The 17,226-nt window shown below is 67.1% G+C and carries 15 protein-coding genes, 1 tRNA gene and 1 pseudogene; 2 read left to right on the top strand and 15 right to left on the bottom strand.

All coding sequences use genetic code 11. The features are described 5' to 3' along the window. Positions 1-8 precede the first annotated feature (8 nt). Positions 9-314 carry an MmcQ/YjbR family DNA-binding protein gene (locus O5O43_RS10500; RefSeq protein ID WP_348637139.1) on the bottom strand — a complete coding sequence of 102 codons (306 nt, stop codon included), beginning with the start codon at positions 312-314 and terminating at the stop codon, positions 9-11. A 40-nt stretch (positions 315-354) separates the two neighbouring features. Continuing rightward, positions 355-1,002: a peptide-methionine (S)-S-oxide reductase MsrA gene (msrA, locus tag O5O43_RS10495; protein WP_271083830.1), complete on the bottom strand. Its 648-nt coding sequence runs from the start codon at positions 1,000-1,002 to the stop codon at positions 355-357. Between the two features lie 149 nt (positions 1,003-1,151). Here msrA and O5O43_RS10490 point away from each other — a divergent pair. After that, positions 1,152-1,241, top strand: a tRNA-Ser gene (locus tag O5O43_RS10490). 90 nt (positions 1,242-1,331) lie between these two features. After that, positions 1,332-1,992, top strand: a pseudogene (locus O5O43_RS10485) (flagellin). Between the two features lie 35 nt (positions 1,993-2,027). Here O5O43_RS10485 and galE read toward each other — a convergent pair. From galE to O5O43_RS10420, 13 genes are read right to left on the bottom strand one after another with little or no spacing between them, the layout of a single operon-like run. Continuing rightward, on the bottom strand, positions 2,028-3,032 hold the full coding sequence (galE, locus tag O5O43_RS10480) for a UDP-glucose 4-epimerase GalE (protein WP_271083829.1): 1,005 nt from the start codon (positions 3,030-3,032) through the stop codon (positions 2,028-2,030). Continuing rightward, complete coding sequence (locus O5O43_RS10475; RefSeq protein ID WP_271083828.1) at positions 3,029-4,219, bottom strand: glycosyltransferase; 1,191 nt, start codon at positions 4,217-4,219, stop codon at positions 3,029-3,031. Before O5O43_RS10475 ends, galE begins: the two co-directional genes overlap by 4 nt. Beyond that, positions 4,216-5,364 carry a glycosyltransferase family 4 protein gene (locus O5O43_RS10470; RefSeq protein WP_271083827.1) on the bottom strand — a complete coding sequence of 383 codons (1,149 nt, stop codon included), beginning with the start codon at positions 5,362-5,364 and terminating at the stop codon, positions 4,216-4,218. Before O5O43_RS10470 ends, O5O43_RS10475 begins: the two co-directional genes overlap by 4 nt. Then, positions 5,361-6,482 (bottom strand): glycosyltransferase family 4 protein, encoded by a 1,122-nt coding sequence (locus O5O43_RS10465; RefSeq protein ID WP_271083826.1) that lies wholly within the window; start codon positions 6,480-6,482, stop codon positions 5,361-5,363. The genes O5O43_RS10470 and O5O43_RS10465 overlap by 4 nt, the downstream gene beginning before the upstream one ends. Next, positions 6,479-7,597: a glycosyltransferase family 4 protein gene (locus O5O43_RS10460; protein ID WP_271083825.1), complete on the bottom strand. Its 1,119-nt coding sequence runs from the start codon at positions 7,595-7,597 to the stop codon at positions 6,479-6,481. The genes O5O43_RS10465 and O5O43_RS10460 overlap by 4 nt, the downstream gene beginning before the upstream one ends. Next, the gene (locus O5O43_RS10455) at positions 7,594-9,042 is read right to left on the bottom strand and encodes a hypothetical protein (RefSeq protein WP_271083824.1); all 1,449 of its coding nucleotides are present in this window, start codon (positions 9,040-9,042) and stop codon (positions 7,594-7,596) included. Before O5O43_RS10455 ends, O5O43_RS10460 begins: the two co-directional genes overlap by 4 nt. Continuing rightward, positions 9,024-9,941, bottom strand: coding sequence for a glycosyltransferase family A protein (locus O5O43_RS10450; RefSeq protein WP_271083823.1), 918 nt, complete (start codon positions 9,939-9,941; stop codon positions 9,024-9,026). The genes O5O43_RS10455 and O5O43_RS10450 overlap by 19 nt, the downstream gene beginning before the upstream one ends. Next, the gene (locus tag O5O43_RS10445) at positions 9,935-11,068 is read right to left on the bottom strand and encodes a glycosyltransferase family 4 protein (RefSeq protein WP_271083822.1); all 1,134 of its coding nucleotides are present in this window, start codon (positions 11,066-11,068) and stop codon (positions 9,935-9,937) included. The genes O5O43_RS10450 and O5O43_RS10445 overlap by 7 nt, the downstream gene beginning before the upstream one ends. Continuing rightward, a complete protein-coding gene (locus O5O43_RS10440; protein ID WP_271083821.1) occupies positions 11,059-12,321 on the bottom strand; it encodes a glycosyltransferase family 4 protein in 1,263 nt (420 codons plus the stop codon). The genes O5O43_RS10445 and O5O43_RS10440 overlap by 10 nt, the downstream gene beginning before the upstream one ends. Next, positions 12,318-13,400 (bottom strand): UDP-galactopyranose mutase, encoded by a 1,083-nt coding sequence (glf, locus tag O5O43_RS10435; RefSeq protein ID WP_271083820.1) that lies wholly within the window; start codon positions 13,398-13,400, stop codon positions 12,318-12,320. The genes O5O43_RS10440 and glf overlap by 4 nt, the downstream gene beginning before the upstream one ends. Next, positions 13,393-14,694, bottom strand: coding sequence for an oligosaccharide flippase family protein (locus tag O5O43_RS10430; protein WP_271083819.1), 1,302 nt, complete (start codon positions 14,692-14,694; stop codon positions 13,393-13,395). The genes glf and O5O43_RS10430 overlap by 8 nt, the downstream gene beginning before the upstream one ends. Next, positions 14,691-15,950, bottom strand: a complete 1,260-nt coding sequence (locus O5O43_RS10425; protein WP_271083818.1) for a glycosyltransferase — start codon at positions 15,948-15,950, stop codon at positions 14,691-14,693. Before O5O43_RS10425 ends, O5O43_RS10430 begins: the two co-directional genes overlap by 4 nt. 46 nt (positions 15,951-15,996) lie before the next feature. Continuing rightward, positions 15,997-17,175 carry a cell wall hydrolase gene (locus O5O43_RS10420; protein WP_271083817.1) on the bottom strand — a complete coding sequence of 393 codons (1,179 nt, stop codon included), beginning with the start codon at positions 17,173-17,175 and terminating at the stop codon, positions 15,997-15,999. Between the last annotated feature and the right edge of the window lie 51 nt (positions 17,176-17,226).

Genomic DNA, 17,226 nt, shown 5'->3' with positions numbered 1-17,226 from the left:
ACCGCGCGTCAGAGGCCGAGTTCAGCCCGGACCTTCTTCGTCAGTTTCGCCGCGACAATGCGATGGCCGATCGCAAAATGCTCGGCCAACTCGTCATCATCCCAGGCGTCAGGGTCCGGCAGGTTCACCCATTTGGCCCGCGCCAGATAGGGCGCCGGTCGCGCCTTGCCGGTCTCGGTCAGGATCGCATAGGCGATGTCGGAAACCTTGAACGACACCCCGCCTTCCTGGCCGACCATCACGAACATCTTTCCGCCGACGCGATAGGCGTCGTGATGGTCGCCGAAGGGATGATCCAGCGTGGCTCCGGGCAAGGCCAGACAGGCCCTGCCTATTCCTGCCCGGTCCATATCGTCACGCCTCGACGCCGACTCCGATCGGACAGACCACCCCCGTGCCGCCGATGCCGCAGTAGCCGTCCGGGTTCTTGGCCAGATAGCCCTGATGATAGCCCTCGGCGAAGTAGAAGGGGCCGGCCGGTGTGATCTCGGTCGTGATCTGTCCGCGCCCCGCCTTGGTCAGGGCGCCCTGATAGGCGTCGCGCGACGCCTCCGCCTCGGCCCGCTGTTCGTCGTTCAGATAGTAGATGGCCGAACGATAGGTCGAACCGACGTCGTTTCCCTGGCGCATGCCCTGGGTCGGATCATGCCCCTCCCAGAAGGTCTTCAGCAGTTCGGCATAGGAAATCTCGGCCGGGTTGAAGACGACCTGGACCACCTCGGTCTGACCGGTCAGTCCGGTGCAGGTCTCCTCATAGGTCGGGTTGGGCGTGATCCCGCCCGAGTAGCCCACCGCCGTGACCCAGACGCCCGGCAGTCGCCAGAATTTGCGCTCCACGCCCCAGAAGCAGCCCATGCCGAAGAGGGCCGTCTCGAACCCTTCCGGATGCGGCCCTTTCAGCGGCCGCCCGTTGACGAAATGGACCTCGTCGGTCGGCAGAGGCGTGGACCGGCCGGGCAGGGCGGTTTCGGCGGTCGGCAGGGTGGTCTTCTGGCTCAGCATCGCAGCGATCCGTGAAAGAATGAACATGGCGACCATATGGGAAGCACGGATCGATTTGACCAGCGCGGCGCTTGCCGGAAGCGCCGCGCTGTTCTATCAGCCTCGCCTCCCCGGGCGACCTCCCGGGCGTTAGGCCCTCGTGGTTCAACGGACAGGTGGCGGAGTGGTCGATCGCGCACGCTTGGAAAGCGTGTGTAGGTGAAAGCCTACCGAGGGTTCGAATCCCTCTCTGTCCGCCACAGGCTCCCCTTTCCTCATCGACCAGGCTTCGCGGCCGGACCTACTTTTGTTCGGCGAATGTTAGCTCGACTTCGTGATCTTCGGGCGCTCTGGTCGCCCTGCAGAACCTGCAAAACACCAACGCCGAGCTGGCCACCGTCCAGCGCGCATCAACACCGGCAAGAAGGTGCACTCGTCCAAGGACAACGGCGCCATCTGGGCTATCGCCCAGGGTCAGCGTTCGGAAATCCCGGCCATGAACGCCGCCAAGGACAGCCTGGATCGTGGATCTTCCGCCATCGACGTCGGTCTGGCCGCTGGTGAGTCCGTTTCGGACCTGCTCGTTCAACTGAAGGAAAAGGCCCTGGCCGCGACCGACAAGGCGCTGTCGAACACTTCGGGCACCACCATCGACGTCAAGGCTCAAAACCTGGCTCTCGGCGGCGCGAACGTGACCGTCACGGCTGCGATGACCATCGGCACCTCGACCCTGGCGACGACCGCTCTGGCCGCCGTCAACGCCTCTATCGACAACGTGTCGTCGGCCCTGGCTCGCCCGGGCACCGGCGCCAAGTCGCTGGACACGCACCGCGCCTTCGTCGGCAAGCTCTCCGACGCCCTGCAAAACGGTGTGGGCAACCTGGTTGACGCGGATCTGGCGAAGGAAAGCGCCCGCCTCCAGTCGTTGCAGACGAAGCAACAGCTGGGCGTGCGCAGGCTCTGTCGATCGCCAACCAGTCGACCTCGATCCTGCTCGGCCTGTTCAGCTAGTCTGAAGGCGCGGCGGGTCCGGGCCCGCCGCGCCCCTATCCTTGGGCCGAACCCCGCCGGCCGCGGTCCATCTCTGCCCTGTGCCATCGCCAGGCCGTCCGAACGATGTCGTCCAGAGTGCGCGTGGGCCGCCATCCGAGGGTCTCGCGCGCCCGGCTGCTGTCGGCGACCAGACAGGTGGGGTCGCCTTGCCGTCGGCCGACGATCTCGACCGGGAACGGCTGATCGGCCCCGCGCTGAATGGCCTCGATCAGTTCGCTTACCGTCGTGCCGGTTCCTGTGCCCAGGTTGAAGGCATTCGTTTCCCCGCCGGCCAGCAGATACTTCAGCGCCCGCAGGTGGGCGTCAGCCAGGTCGGCGACGTGGACGTAGTCGCGCACCGCCGTGCCGTCGCGCGTCTCGTAGTCGGCGCCGAACACCTTGAAGCCTTGCCGCAGGCCCAGCGCCGTCTGGATCGCCAGCGGAATGGCGTGAGACTCCGGCTCGTGTCGCTCGCCGATCCGCCCCTGCTCGTCGGCGCCTGCCGCGTTGAAATAGCGCAGGCACACCGAGCGGAAGCCGACGTAGCGGTCGTAGTCCGCGAGAGCCTCCTCGATTTGGAGCTTGGACCTGGCGTACGGACTGAGGGGTGCGCGAGGGTGCCCTTCCGCCATGGGCAGGCTCACGGGATTGCCGAAGATCGCGCAGGTCGACGAAAAGACCATCACGCCGATCCCGCCGCGCCGAGCCGCCTCGATGAGTGTGATGGCCCCCCCCACATTGTTGTCGAAGAACCGGCCAGGCTCTCTGAGGGATTCACCGACCTCGATGAGGGCGGCGAAATGCAGGACGGCCACGGGCCTGTGTTCGGCGATCACGGCGTCCAGCCTGGCGCCGTCACGAATGTCGCCCTGTTCGAGCGGTCCCCACTGTACGAACTCGGCGTGGCCATTGCTCAGGTCGTCATAGACGACGGGCGTGAACCCCGCCTTGGCCAGGGCCAAGCAGACGTGGGATCCGACATAGCCGGCGCCGCCGGTGACCAGGACGCAATCGCTCATTGCATGGGTTCCTGCGTCGGATCGACTGCGTCGATATCGAGGGCGAGCCGCATATTCGCCACGTGGCGGTCGATCAGGAAGTGACCGGTCGCATAGCCGTACCCCGCCTCGGCCATCGCACGTGCGTGATCCGGTCGATCGACAAGGCCGCCGATCGCCTCGGCCAGGGCGGCCGAGTCGCCCGGCGTGACCAGAATCCCCGTTTCCCCGTCACGGATCAGTTCGACAGCTCCGCCCGCTCGCGTCGCGATGACGGGTTTGCGCGCCAGTTGCCCCTCGACGATCACCCGGCCGAATGGCTCCGCGGAAGTCGAGGTATGCAGCACGACGTCGACGGCGCACATGAGCGAGGGCACGTCCTTGCGAAACCCGGTCATGCGCACGCGACCGTCCAGGCCGAAATCGGAGATCAACCTGCGCAACCGCGCCTCGTAGGCATCTTCGCCGAACAGAGGGCCGCCGACGATAACGGCCTGAACGTCCGACAGGCGCGCCAAGGCCTCCAGCAGAACGTGCTGGCCCTTCCATTCGGCCAGGCGACTGAAGACGCCGACGATCGGCCGTTCCGCGCACAGGCTGGTCTCGGCGATCAGCGCGGCTCTCGCCGCCGACCTATCGACGACCTCGAAGGGCGTCGGGTCGATGCCATTGTAGACCACGCGAACTTGCTCGCGCCGCCCGCCGGTCTTCACGAATGAGGCGGCGGTGGCTTCGGAGTTCATGATGGCCCGCCAGGCCGCCAGGCGGGCCAGCAGGACGACGCCAATCCGCAGCGGCAGGCTGAAATGTTCGGCCGTCAGCAGATCGTGCAGATGAAACACCACCGGCCGGCGATGCAGCGGTCGCGCCAGGGCGGCGATGACGAAGGCCTTCAGTGTATTGCCGATGACGAGATCGAAACTTCGGGCTCGTTCTCCCAGTCGCCGCCCCGTGGACCACAGCCCCGACGCGACGCGCATCAGGCTGAAGCCGCTGTCGCCCCGTCTGATCTCCGACACCTTGCCGAGCGGGATGACGCTGACCGCTACGCCGCGTTCCCTGGCGAGCGCCGCAAACGGCCCCTCGGCCAGAACGCAGATCTCCAGCGGGCCGTCGTAGCGGGTCGCGAAGTCCAGCATCGACAGCTCGGCCCCGCCGATCTCTGCGGACTGATCGACGATCAGGATGGAGGGCAGCGCGCGGGTCATCTCCCGGCTCCCGCCACGATGGCCATGTCGTAGGTCCGAAGCGTGCGGACGGTCATGACATCGGCGGTGAACTCTCTGCGCGCCCTGGCGTGGGCCGCGTCCGCCAAACGATGTCGAAGGTCCGGATCGAACAGTCGCTCGATGCGATCCGCCAATGCCGTCGGGTCGGCGAAAGGCACGATGAAGCCCCCGACCCCATCCTCGATCTGATCGGACGCCCCTGCGGAAGGGGTGCGAACCGGCACGCAGCCGGACAGCATCGCTTCGACGACGACCAGCGCAAAGCCCTCGTTGTGGCTAGGCAGAAGCAAGACGTCCGCCGCCTGGAAAACCGCGCGCAGGTTGGGGAGTTGGCCAAGGAAGCGAAAGCGCTCGCGGTCCCTGTCAGTGACAAGAGCATGGCGGATGATCTCGTCCGCCCCGTCGCCGGAGCCGGGGAAAAGGCAGACGACGGGTCGTTCCTTGCCCAGACGGCGGATGGCCTCGACGGCGATGTGATGGCCCTTGGTCCTGTCGAGACGGCCGGGCAGCACGCAGACCAGAGCCTCGGCCGTCAGGCCGAAAGCTTCGCGTGCAGCGCTGCGCTGGGATGGCGTCGGAATCGTGTAGTCGTCGCTGCGGATGCCGTTCGGGATCAGGTCGATTCTCGAGGAGCGGACCCCGAGGGTGTCGGCGAAATAGGATTGCAGGGCTGACGATATCGCGATCATCCGGTCGCTTGGCATCATCCTCGCCAGCAACCCGGCCTTGACCCGCTGGCTTCGCCTCGGTTGGTCGATCAGGACATGGCTGGTCGTGACCAGCGGCGCGCCGCTGATCCAGGACAGGACGCGCCCAAGCGCCGAAGCCGACAGTCCGTGGGCGTGGATCACGGTCGGCTTGAACGCTCGCGCGGCTTTCAGCCCAGCGGGCAGCAGCGAGCGAAACAGACCATGAGAGTTAACGGCGTCGATCCGCTCGGTCGCCGACCGCAGGCGCTCCAAACGCTCGGCCATCGTCTCCTGACCCGAAACTGGCCCCGACAGGATCATCGCGGCGTGCCCCCGGCTGGCCAGTTCCCCGCATAAGGTATCCAGATGCGAACTCACCCCGTCGTTGAGGTCGAGCCGCCTGAGCAGGAACATCACCCGATGCTGCTTGCTCATCTCGAGGCTCCGTAGGCGACGGCCAGGCGCTGTATGATCACGCCCCAGTCGAAGCCTGCGGCGTGCGCGCGACAGGCCGACGCCGTTGGCGCGCCGCCGGGTTGAAGCAGTCGCAGAATACCGTCGGCGATGCCTGCGGCTGACGCGTTTTCGAATACCAGATCGGGCGAGAGCGGCCCCACGATCTCGGGCAATCCGCCGACGGGCGTGACGGCGGCCGGCGTTCCGGCGGCGAGGGACTCCACGGCGATCAGTCCGAACCCCTCCAGCGCCTGGGTCGGAACGACGCTGAGATCCGCCGCCCGGTAGGCGATGGGCAGATCATCGTCCGGCACGAAGCCCAGAAGCCGGACATGGTCGCCCAGCCCCCTCTCATCGATCAGCGTCTGCAGGTCCTTGGCCATGGGGCCGCGTCCCGCGATCAGCAGCAGCGCATCCGGATGCATCCGCACCACGGCGGCCATGGCTTCGATCAGCACATCCAGGCCCATGCGGCGCACCAGCCGCCGCACAGCCAGCAGGATCGGCCTGTCATTTGGCCAGCGCAGATGGTCGCGCGCCTGCGATCGTGTCTGTGGGACGTCGAACCGGACAACGTCCACACCGCCCGGGATCACCTGAATGCGCTCCGGGGCGACGCCGTAGTCGCGCGTCAGGATCGTAGCGAAGGCCTCCGACAGGACGATGGCGCTCCCGGCGCGGCGGTAGACGGCCGTCTCCACCATCCGCTTGATCCTCACCCGCAGGCTGTCCTGACCTTCCACCGCGCTTTCGGCCGCCCAGGGTCCTTGAAAATGAACGACGTGGGGCCGGTTGATCATGTCCAGCACGGGCAGGGCGAACAGGGCGAAGTGCGACACCACGACATCGGGATCGGTCGCCGCCAGCCGCCGTCGCATCGTGCGGCGCAGGCCTGACATCTTGGTCGGGAAGCCGTCCTCGGAGCGGGCGAACGCTTCGACCCGCCCGCCGGTCTCTTCGGCGATCCGCTCCGAGCCGAGCACCAATCCTTCGAACCCGAAATGGGGCGGGGCGGCGCGCATCACATCGTGGAAATAGCGCGGCAGTCCGCCCGCCCGCTCCGGAAACCACTCGAGGCCGAGGTGGAGGGTCTTCATGATGCCGTGCTCGTCGTCGGGGCGAGGCGTTCGAAAGCGTCGATGTAGCGACGGGCCATCCGGTCCCAGCTGTGCTCGACGGCGATCCGTCGTCCCGCTAGGCCTGCCCGCGCCATCCGTGCGGCATCGGCCAGCAGCACCCCCGTTTCGCGGGCGAGTGCTTCGACGTCGTCCGGATCTTGCAGAACGACGCCGTCCGCATCGCGGACCAGTTCTGCCGCGCCGGCCGCCACGGTGGTCACCACTGGCAGGCCCGTCGCCAAGGCTTCTAGAATGACCAGGCCGAACGGTTCGTAACGCGAGGGAAAGACGAACAGGTCAGCGTCGCGCATGACGTCTGCCATGTCGCCGCGTTGACCCAGGAATCGAACCCTGTCCTGCAGGCCCAGCGACCGAGCCATTTCAGGATAGGGGCTGCCGGTGGTGTCGCCGGCGACGTGAAGTCGAGCGCCGGGAAGGCGGGTGAGCGCCTGCAGGACGGTGTCCAGGTTCTTGCGTGAGGTTCGGATGTCGCCCGCGAACAGGATCACAGCCTCCTTCGGCCGAACCTCGCCGGCGTCGCGCGGATGGAATTCCTGGCAATCCACCCCGTTGGGGATGATCTCGATCGAAGCAGACGGACGGACCCGCCGGATTTCCTCGGCCACGGCCGGTGAAACCGCGGTCAGCAGACGGGATCGGTCGAACGCCCTCCGCTCGCTGATGATGTTCAACCGGCCGAGAAGCGTCTGGTAGAGACCCTTGAGGCCGCCGGCGGTCCGGTAATGCCGCGACGCCCGCCATCCCCCGTGCACGAAGTGAACGGCATTGAGGTCGCTGCGTCCCGCGGTGACCGAGCCGTTGACGACCACGACGTCCGCCCCCTTCCTCACCTTGCGCAAGGCGAGTCCGGACGAGGCCCAGAACCAGGCGTACTTCAGCAGGGCGGTCGGCAACGGACCGTGCGTCGCACGCGTCCAGGTGATTCCCGGCGCCTCGACCAGGTCCGGCGCGACTTCATCAGCGATCAGATGGACCTGGTGGCCGGCGAGGGCGGCGGCGCGCGCCACCTCGGCGTTGACGCGTCCCTGACCATCGCTAGCCTTGAAACAGTGGGTGACGATCACGATCCTCATGGCGTGCGCCGTCGCGCCGGCAATCCGTTCGCCTGAGCTCCGGCGGCCGACTGAGCGACCGCCAGAGCCGCAAGGGACAGGGCGACAAGGCCCGTCGGGCCGGTCAGGGTGTTTGAAAACACCATCTGGGCCACGGTCGAGATCATGATGGCCGAACAGATCTGGGATGCGTTGTTGCGGCCGCCCACCCGAATGACTGCGACCAGGATCATCCCGATGGCGATGAAGCCCGGAACGGCTGCCCAACCGAAGGTGAACAGCATGTCCAGCAGACCGCTGTCGAACGTCCCGTTGGTGCCGATCTCTCCCTGCCGGGTGGTCAGGCGGGTCGCCAGCCCCGTCGATCCCAGTCCGTTCCCGACGGTCAGGGTCAGGACGTCGGCGCCCATCGACCCGTAGAACTCCGAGCGCGCCCGGAAGCTGGCGTCCTGCTCGATGCGCGTCACCGTCTCCAGTCGCGTCTGCACGCTTTCGGCGATGGGGCCAATGGTCAGCAGAGGCAGGGTCAGCAGCGTCACCGCCATCGCTACAATCATGTAGCGAAACCGATCCAGCCCCTGTCCGAGGATGAAGAGCACGCCCAGTCCGACGGCCAGGCCGCCCCAAGCCGAGCGAACCAGGGTCATGGCGAAGGCCGCGAGCGCGGGCGCCGCCGCAAACCAGCGGAGGCGCGCGACCATCGGCGACAAAAGGATCAGAAGCCCCGCCGATAGCAGAACGGAGAACGGCCCGGGCGAGTTCATGGTGCTGAAGACGCGCATCTGCCCGGCCACAGGCCTGCCGATACTGGTCATCGCGGAGTTGATCATCCACAGGATGTCCCAGGGACGTGGCGCCAGATACTGCAGCACGCCGTAGACGCCCATGATCAGCGCGCCCCAGGCCATGGTGGTGAAGACCGCGCGGGTCATGCCGCCTACGTCACGTCGATGGGCCAGGATGTGCAGCCCGGCGGCCAAGGGGGCCAGCCAGTTGAGCAGGGCGTAGACCACCGCCAGACCGTGTCCCTGCAGCAATCCCAGGATCGCCCCATACAGGCAGACGGCGATCATCAGCGTGAACCCGGACATCGGTCCCCGGACCAGCGATCGTCCCATCCGCGCGACGGTTATCAGGGAGAGGCCGGTCACCACGAGGGGAGCCAGCATGGCCAGGCTTATGACGTGGTACGAGCTTTGCCAGTCGGCGATGCGGCGCACCATCGGCGTCAGCATCCAAAGCCACAGACTGAAAGACAGATAGTCCCGCGTCGGCGCCTTCACATACAGATAGCCGCCTGCCGCCAGCGCCAGCGGAGTGAAGGCCAGCGTCAGAAACCCGCCGCCGCCGATCGCGAGCAGGCCCGCCGTGACGATGACGAACGCCCACTGGACCAGCGTCTCCGGCCGCGACAAGAGGCCGGGCCCCACGGGTCTGTCTGCGCGCCTCAGCGTGTGCGCAACCATGTCCCGATCCCTTGCGCTCGTCCCTTCATCGTGGCGGCGAAGCGGTCTCGCCCCTCTCGCCGGTTCGCCGTCAGCAGCGCTAGCGCCGCCCCGGGCGACTGCCGCGTGCCGACGATCGTCGCCCACAGGACGAACAGACCTCTGCGCGCCCACGGCAGATAGTCGAGCAGGGCCAAAGTCTCGTTGTGGACGGCGTCGACCTGCGCTCCGGCGGAGAAGCCCGTTCTCTGATCGTCGTCGTGCCGCCGAGCGGGAAAATGATCCACCCGCACCTCCGGATCGTAGACGACGCCCCATCCGGCTTTGAGAACAGCGGTGCAGAGGCCGATCTCGAGATGGACCTGCGCGCCGGCGCCTCTCAGTCGGGCATCGAACCGGCGGCCCGTTATGGCGGCGCGCCGGAAACTCATGTTCACGCCCTTGAGCACATGCACAGGTCGCGGTCCGTCGCGCCCCAGATGGTGGTTGCCGATCACCCGACCGAACCACTGTATGCGCCCGACGACGGATCGGCTCGCGGCGATGGCGACGCCGTCCTCGTGCACGACATCCCGGCCGCCCACGGCGCCGAGTGTTTCATTGGCCGCGAAATGCGTCTCGATCCGCGCCAGCCAGTCCGTGTGCGGGATCGCATCATCGTCGGTGATCGCGACGAGGTCCCCCGCCGCCGTGTCCAGGCCGAGGTTGTAGGCCCTGACAGCGCCCGGACCACTCACCGCCGCCGCGACGACGGGCAGGGTCTTTGCGAACCGGCTGAGGACGGTGCGGGTTTCGAGATCGTCCTCGCGATGGACGACGACCACTTCGTCCGCGCGCCGGGTCTGCCTTTCCAGACCGGCGAGACAGCGCGCCAGATCGTCCGGACGCCGGTAGGTGGGGACCAGGACCGAGATCAGCATCGCCCGGTCCGTCGTTCCAGATGAAGCGCGTAGGCCTGCGCCACCCCTTCGGCGAAGTTTCGCCAGGTCAATGCGTGGGCCGTCTCGATCGCCTCGGCGGACAGGGCCGACCTCAACGCCGGGCTCCGGAGAAGGGTCACGATCTGGCGAGCCGTCGCGGAGGGCGCCTGCATCGGGACCACGCAGCAGTTCCGGCCGTGTTCCAGCCAGTCGTACATTCCGGTGTAGGTCGTGACGCAAGGCATCCCACGCGACATCGCCTCCAGCAGCGCTAGGCCGAACCCCTCTGAAATCGACGGGAACAGGAAGACGTCGTGCTCGTCCATGATGTCGCTTTGCTGCGCCCGCGACACGAACGGCAGGACTTCAACGCGACTGGCCATCGCCGGACCGAACGCACGGAGGATGCTGGCTTTCTCCGAGCTGCAGCCGCCGATCGTCAGGGTCACCTCGGGAACCTCCCGGGCGATCAGTTCGAGCGTGCGCGGCAGATAGGCCCGACCCTTTCGCTCGGTCCAAGAGCCCCACCACAGGATGCGGATCGCGGCCACGGTGAAGTCTCGCGGTTTCACGGGGCCGGAATCGACGCCCAGGGGAACGACGGCGATCTGGTTTTCGCCCTTCAGCCCCGCCACCTGAATGGCGTCGGCTTCCCTCGAACTGTGGCAGATGACCAGATCGGCGTTCCTGATCGCCCGAAACTCATGCCAGTTCCGCAGATGTCGGCCGAAGAGCCTGTAAAGGAGCGGCGTTTTCAGGAGCTGGGAGGCTTCTTCCATCATTCGCGCCTGGTCGTCCTTGAACTCCAGCCCGTGGAGATGACAGACGCGAAGCGGGGCGCGGCCGCCGGCCTCCCGACCGAGCCGGTCGAACAGTTTCCAGCCCAGGCCGCCCGTCACATCGACAACGTCAGCCTGTTTGACTTCGTCGTACAGCACCCGATCGAGCAGCAAGGGATCGACCAGACCGGCGAGCCGACCCACCGCTCCCGACGCTCCGTAGCGGTCGTAGTGATGGATCGACGTGTCGTGGTTCAGTGAACCGAGCTGCTGATGCAGGTTCAGATAGACGCTCGACGCCCCCGCATCCCAGTCGGCCTTGTGACCGGATGTCAGGACTATGCGCAAAGGGAGACGTTCCGATCCGAAGGCTCGTCCACGGCGCCGCTGGCGCCCGCAGCGAGCGACCGGATGGCCACGAGGTATTTCTCGGCGAACCTGGTCGCGGTGAAATGCCGGTCGAAGGCCGCGCGGTTCGATGCCCCGCGTCGGGCGAGTTCGTTCGCGTCCAGGGCGGCGACCTCCTCCAGCGCGCCCCTCAGACCGGCCTCGGTGGGATCGAACAACAGGACGCCGTCGGACAGCCGCTCCAGAACCTTGTTGCCGCCCGTCCGGCTCGCGATCAACATCCTTCCGGCGGCGAGGACCTCCAGGGCGACGAGGTCGAAATAGGTGGCCTTGTTCGGCAGCACGAAGGCGTCGCACCGGCTCATCACGCTGCGGGCATTGGAGATCCACCCCAACTCGCACCATCGCGGATGCTCGGGTGTCGGCAGCGGGCCGGCGGCCCCGGCGACGACCATCACCGCATCATGCCGTTCCAGCAGCGGCGCCGCCGAGCTGAGAAGGTCGTAGCCCTTCACCTCGTTGTGCCGTCCGGCGAACATCAGCTTGAGCCTGCCGGCGGGCAACGGATATGTGGACGGCGTTTGGGCCGACTCGGTGATGCCCGTCAGCACGTACCGAAGCGGTTTCTCGGAGAGCGCTTTGGTCAGGGCGGACCACGAGGCGAAATGCTCGATCGCCTCCGCCGCCGGGAAGATGAAGCCGTCGGACACCCGCACGGCCGTGTCGTCGATGGTCTTTAGCCCTCGCTCGGCGGTCCGTTCCAGCGATCGGTGAAGGCCATGCCCGTGGAAGCCCGCCAGGCTTTCCAGATAGGGCGGCTCGGGCGAATGGACCGTGGTGATGATGCGTGTCCGGTCTCGCAATCCCAGGCATTCGAGCGAGTTGTGCGCCCGGACGGCGTCCTCCACGCAGTGGCAGTGAATGAGGTCGAAATCGCCGTCCCGCAGTTCGACTTCGGCCCAATCGGGCAGACGGAGCTCGGCGACGTTCCTGGTGGCGTCGATGACCTGGCGTCTCAGTTCCGAGGGGCCATAGGACTTGGCCAGCCTCCACAGGCCTGGGCTGACGTCGCGAAGCCGCTGCATTAACCGCGAGGGCGGGGGGCGGTTCGGCGCCGTCGCCGTGTCGCCTTCCAGAAACACGATCGAGTCGTCGCCGAGGGTCTCGAGGCCGCAGCGTAGGTACCAGAGATAGCCGGGCGGACCGCTGGCGCCTTGTCGCAGCCTGTATCGTTCGTAGATCGCGACTTTCACGGCATGCCCTCCACAGCGGACAGCGCGGCCCCCACGACCTGGTCCATGTTGTAGTAGCGGTACTGGGCCAGACGGCCGACGAACGTCACGTTCGGCTCTCCGTCGGCCAGTTCGCGGTATCGCTTGAACAGGGCCTCGTTCTCGGGCCGGGGGATCGGATAGTAGGGATCGCCCTCCGCCGTCGGATACTCGCGAACGATCGAGGTCCCAGACATCGTCTGCCCGCTCAGATGCTTGAACTCAGTGATGCGGGTGTAGGCGTGGTCGTTCGGATAGTTGACGGTCCCGACCGGCTGGGCCTGATCCACGTCCGGCAGATGCTCGTGCTCGAACCGCAGGCTGCGATAGGGCAGGGGGCCGAAGCGGTGGTCGAAATAGGCGTCGATCGGTCCGGTATAGACGATGTGGTCGAAGCTCGAACGGTCGATGTCGTGGAAGTCCACGCCCAGCTCCACCGTGATATTGGGGTGGTCCAGCATTCGCGCGAACATCGCCGTGTACCCATGGGACGGCATGAACTGGAACGCATCGGTGAAATAGCGATCGTCGTCGTTGGTGCGGGTCGGGATGCGCGCGGCCACGCCCGCCGAAAGCTCCGACAGGTCCAGGCCCCACTGCTTCTTCGTGTAGCCGCGGAAGAACAGGTCGCAGAGCTCGGGCCCGACGCTGTTGAGGACGACGTCCTCGCTGGTCGCGATCTTTTCGCGCGGGGTGCGCGCCTGTTCGATGAAGGCCGCGGCCCCTGCTTCGTCGAGTTCGAGACCGTAAAGGCTGTTCAGCGTCGTGCGATTGATCGGGATCGGAAGCTGCTGTCCGCGCGCTTCGGCCAGGACCCGATGCTCATAGAAGCGCCAGTCCGTGAAACGGCTCAGATATTCGAAGATGCGTTTGGCGTTGGTGTGGAAGATGTGCGGCCCGTAGCGATGGACCAACACGCCGTGCGCGTCATGTTCGTCATAGGCATTGCCGGCGATGTGCGGCCGCCGGTCGATAACCCGCGCCCGTTCGCCACGCGCCGCGAGGCGTTCGGCGCAGACCGCGCCCGCGAAACCGGCGCCGACGATCAGGATTTCACGCATACCGGACGCGCCCCAGTCTTACCCAGGAGAATCGCCGTCGCAGGGCGAACACCATGGTCGCCGTGACGCTGAACTCCGCCAGACAGGCTGCGATCGAGGCGCCGAGCGCCCCATGCGAATGGGCCAGGGGGAACAGAGCCGTCAGGCCGACGATGGCCCCGGAAAGGATGCACAGGGTGAACGCCCGCTTCATCCCGAACGGCAGCATGATCATCAGCCCCAGAACATTGCTGAGCCCGGTCAGGAAGATCAGCCCGGCCTGGATCTGCAGCACGGGAACCACCGGGTCGAAGGCGTCGCCCAGCAGAATGCGCACCACCAGGGGCGCGGACGCGATCAGCGCCAGGGTGAGCAGCAATGCTGCCCCGCCCTGAATCATCAGAAGCCGTCGCGCCATCCGCTCCGCCGCCGGCGGATCCGATGCCGCCAGCTCTCCCATTCGGGGGAAAAAGACCAGATTGATCGGCGACAGCAGGGTGGCGAACGGCTTCCTCACCCGGTCCGCCGCAGCGAATAGCCCAACCTGGGCCGTGCCCGCGAAGAGACCCAACCCGGCGGTGACGGTGTTGGTGTAGAGGCTGGTCATGGCCATCGAGCCGAAGACGTGGGCGCCCCCTCTGATGGCCCGCCAGGCGTCGCCCACGCCCGTCTCGGGCCTGCCGATCAGACCCATTCGAACGCCCCGCCAGATGCCGAGGGCTCCGGTGATCAGACCGCCCACGCCCAGGCTGAATACGGCCATGGCGGCGTCCCCCCGATCGCGGACCAGGATGAAGATCAAGGGCACTGCAGCGGCCCGGCCGATGATGGACGTCGCGGCGAAACTGGTTGTGGCGTGCACTCCACGGAGCGCCCAGTCGACGCTGATGATCATCCCGACAAGAGTCACGATTGAGGCCCACAAGACAGGCCTCAGGTCGGCAGGGGCGAACAGGGCGCCGATGCCGATCGCGGCGCCGCAGACCAGGCCGAGACAGGTCTTCGCCAGCAGGGTCGACCAGATGATGCGGTTGACCGCCGCCGCGTCCCCCTGGCTCTGGGCGACGGCCTGGGTCGCGGTCAGGCCGAACGCCCACTCGGTGACGAGCAGGGCGTAGCCGACGACGGCGGTGGCCAGACCGACGAGACCGAACCCTTCCACGCCCAGCACACGGGCCAGGTAGGGGAAGGTGATCAGCGGCAGCAGATAGGTCGCCGCCTGATACAGGGTGGCGGCGGACAGACCCTTGCCCGACCGGGACGCCGCGAAGTCACGAAGCCTTTTCCAGGCGGATTTCAGGCCGACGACCTTCATCGCACGCGTGCCTGCGGCTGGCCGGTCGGCGACTGCAGCGCCACGCGCGTCAGCCGATCCAGTTCCGTCAGGACCGCCGGCTCGGAGAAGGTGCGCTCGACATGGGCGGCAGCATTCGTCCTCAGCCGGTTCGCCAGGTCACGGTCCGTCAGGACGCGCGTGAGCTGGCGGGCCAGGTCCTCGGGGTCTCCGGGGCGGGCGACTAGGGCGGTCTCCTCGTCGATGGAGATGTCCGTGACCCCGGTAGGCAGGTCGCTGGCCACGACCACGGCGCCGACCTGCATGGCCTCCAGCTGGCTGACGCCGAAGGCTTCTGTGTTCTCGGTCGAAGGGAAGGCGAAAACGTCGATGGCCGACAGCAATCGCAGCTTGTCGGCGTGGTTCAGCGCGCCAGGGAAGTCGATCCGGTCCGCGACGCCGAGCGCGTTCGCCAGCGTCATGGTCTCGGCCCGCGTCGGCCCGTCGCCTGCGATGACCGCGCGAACGTTCGGCATTTCGGCCAGCGCCCGCACCAGCACGTCCAGCCCCTTGTACCGTGCATGCCGGCCCACGAATCCGACCAGCGGCGCCTTGCCATACCGCGCACGTCGCCAGGCCAGGGTCTCGGCCCTGGTGGAAGCGCTGATCGAGTATTCGTCCGCGCGGACGCAGAACGGCAAAGTCACGATCGGAGCGTCGGCCGGCAGGTCTCGGGACAGCGCGAAATTCTTGCGGGACGATACCGCGACCCACGCCGCGCGCCTGACCAAAGCCAGGTATATGGGCTGCACACAGGCGCGGATCAGTCCGCGCCCGTGAATCTCCATGTGGTGCACGATCACGAGCACGCCGCGGAACCGGCTGCAGGCCAGATGCAGCCACAGCACCAGCCCTGCGAACGGGTTGGGCGCGTGGAATTGAACCATGTCGTAGTCCGACAGACGGAGCTTCCACATCAGCGAGGGCGCGATCGGCTGGGAGAAGGCCGAAAACCAGGTCCGCAGTCGTGTCAGCCTGGCGCGACCCAACCGCTCCTCGCCGCTCGTTCGGTCATGGGCGTTGACCATCGTGCGGACGTCGTGGGTCTGCGACAGTCGGTCGACATAGAGTTGGGTGACGTGTTCGATCCCGCCTTGGAAAGGGGGATAGTATTTGCCGATGACCAGGATGCGTTTTCGCTGTCCCGCCAGAGCCTGAGGGCGCGGACGGCCCACTGAGCCGTCAGTCACGGAATGATCGCCGTAGTCCGGCATCAGGCCGCCGCTGATGAGGGTCACGTCGCCCTCCCGTCGCTGCGCTCTCGCGCGATCCGAAGCACGAAGGCTACCATCCCGAGGGCGCCGCGATGCGTTGCCGCTGCCGGACAGGCGGGGCGGTGGGACTGGCCAGCGGATCGGCCATGATCGGCGCGTCGCGTTGCAACACCACAGGACGCGTCAGCGGGGCGGTCGGCGTCTGAGCCGTGGTTTCGGCGCCCTGCAGCGTCTCCGGAGCGGCGGCGGCCGGTTCCCCATCAACCAGCGACACCGTCGGCGCCAGTCTGGCGGCCTGGGGCAGGGGGCCACTCTCAGTCTCGAGAGCAGGCGCGTCGAAAGCGTCGAACACCTCGACCGGCGTCTGGAACGCGATGGTCGACAGGCCCGCCATCTTGGGCACGACGGGTTCGGCCCCCGCGTAGACGCCGCGGAAGGCGGCCGGCAGGCCCCAGGCCCCGTTCCAGCGATAGAAGATATGCGCCCCGATCATGGTGATCTTGGACAGGCGCGGCGCCCAGTAGGGGGCGACCCAGTCGGTGTGATAGTGGGTCGCCGTGCCGACGGCCGCGACGACATGGCCGTTCAGGGCGGCGGCGGCCACCGCCCTGGCCCTCTGCCAGCCCGCGACCGAGGGCGTGCGGGCCATGGCTCCGTCACAGGTGAAGCTGAACTGACAACCGGTGGTCCGCTCCGAGCCCTGGAACACGACTCCGCAGACCGTGCGCGGATAGGCGGGATGGCGTGCGCGGTTCAGCACGACCTGGGCGACGGCGGCCTGTCCGGCCGCACTCTCGGATGCGGCCTCGTAATAGACGGCGGTGGTCAGGCAATCGAGCGCGCGGCCATAGCTCTCGACATCCGTGGGCGGGGCGAAAAAGGGCGCCGACGGACGGATCGGATCCGTCGAGAAGGGCAGGGCGGCGTTCCAGGCGCGCGCGGCATCTCGGCTGATGTTCTGCACGGCCTCGGGAGCCAGGGTGAAATCAGCCAGGTCCTGAATCGGCGTCGCGCCTGTCGCGCTTAGGGTGGAAGTCTCGGCCGGCACGACCGGCGGCGCCGCGTTGATCCGCGGTAGGATGACGACGGCCGCAGCGGTCAAGAGCGCGCAGATCAGCAGCAGACCGACGATGATCCAGCCTCCGACTTCGGTTGTCGCCCAGACGCGCAGGCGTCGGCCGACCATGGCGGCGCGACTCGCCAGGGTTGTGGGTGCGGTCGCCTCGGACGTCAGTCTTGGAACTGTCATCGGCGCCCCCCGCCACGTCCATGCTGCACCGCACGCGTAGCATGGTCCGGA

The organism is Brevundimonas sp. NIBR11 (genome assembly GCF_027912535.1).
In the GTDB taxonomy this organism is placed as follows: domain Bacteria; phylum Pseudomonadota; class Alphaproteobacteria; order Caulobacterales; family Caulobacteraceae; genus Brevundimonas.
The sequence above is the reverse complement of the archived record's forward strand: the minus strand, read 5'-3'. Positions and strand labels throughout refer to the sequence as shown.